The sequence below is a fragment of the Hymenobacter sp. AT01-02 genome (genome assembly GCF_000961955.2).
Lineage (GTDB): Bacteria > Bacteroidota > Bacteroidia > Cytophagales > Hymenobacteraceae > Hymenobacter > Hymenobacter mucosus.
The window spans coordinates 1-917 of record NZ_JZIR02000095.1; the positions used below are offsets into that span (position 1 = coordinate 1).

Annotated in this window: 1 protein-coding gene; it reads left to right on the plus strand. The window is 53.1% G+C overall.

Going from position 1 to position 917, the window contains the following annotated elements; translation table 11 throughout:
• The coding region (locus VI25_RS19870; protein WP_161806993.1) for a ferrous iron transporter B at positions 1–917 on the plus strand (917 nt) is incomplete at both ends.

A 917-nucleotide genomic window follows, 5' to 3' on the forward strand; every position in this document is an offset into this window, starting at 1 on the left:
CAAATGCTGGGAGCACCCACGGTGCATTTTTACGAGCCGGAAGACGAACTGCTGCCCATGATTCGGCAGATTCGGTACTACTTCAACTTGCACAACGACTATCTGGCGCTGCACTACGCACACCAGTACCGTCATATCGGCTTTTTATCTCCCGATGATCGGGCCTACATTCAGGAGCTAACGGAGAAGTATGGGTTTGAGCCAACTGCTCGTCAAGCCCAAGAAACCATTGACCGCTACACGCTCATCAACCACATTCTGCTGAATGCAGTGGAGGTGACGCGCACTGAGCGTAATGAGCCGTACAGCAACCGCCTCGACCGAGTGCTCACGCATAAGGTATGGGGCTACCTGATTTTCTTTGCGGTGCTGTTTCTCCTGTTTCAGGCGGTATTTGCCTGGGCAAGCTACCCCATGGAGTTGATTGACGAGGGCGTAGCATGGATCAATAGTCTCATCCAAACTAACTTTAATGGACCGTTAGTGAGCTTGCTCACAGAAGGAGTGCTAGCTGGATTGGGAGGGGTACTCATATTCATCCCCCAAATTGCCTTGCTCTTCGCCTTTATTGCGGTACTGGAGGAAACAGGTTATATGGCCCGCGTTACCTTCATGATGGACCGCATCATGCGCAAGTTTGGACTCAACGGCAAGAGCGTTGTGCCGCTGATTTCTGGAGTTGCCTGCGCAGTGCCCGCCATCATGAGCGCACGCACAATCGAAAACTGGAAGGACCGCATCATCACCATCTTCGTAACGCCACTGATGAGCTGCTCGGCCCGGATTCCGGTGTATACCGTGCTTATTGGCCTAGTGGTGCCCGACGTGCCCGTGCTCGGAATATTTAACCTGCGCGGAGTAGCTCTAATGGGCTTGTACTTGCTGGGGTTCTTTGCGGCTATCTTATCGGCTTGGGC